The following is a 276-nucleotide window of genomic DNA, read 5'->3' as shown; positions in this document are numbered from 1 at the left end:
CGTCCACGCCTGGAGCTTGTCGAGGATCCAGGCGAACTGCCCGACCGGGCTGTCGGCGAGCACCTGTCCGACGAGGCCGGGACGCGTGGACTGCATCGAGATATAGCCGAACTCGTTCTGCATGAACTCGGAGATGCGGCGCAGACGATCCTGCTCGAGGGGTGTGAGAGACGCGGTGGTCTCCTCGTCGAGGTCGCCGACGAAGTTCCCGAGCGACCCGTTCACATGCACGCCGATCACGCGCTCCGGTGCGAGCCGGCCGATCTCGGGAGCGAC

General features: G+C 66.7%; 1 pseudogene. It reads right to left on the bottom strand.

The window, feature by feature from the left end:
- A pseudogene (locus SB658_RS23645) lies at positions 1–276 on the bottom strand (epoxide hydrolase); the annotation flags it as partial.

It is taken from the genome of Bacillus sp. SIMBA_008 (assembly GCF_046535495.1).
GTDB classification, from domain to species: Bacteria; Bacillota; Bacilli; order Bacillales; family Bacillaceae; genus Bacillus; species Bacillus subtilis.
This window is presented reverse-complemented; position numbering and strand designations above follow the sequence as displayed.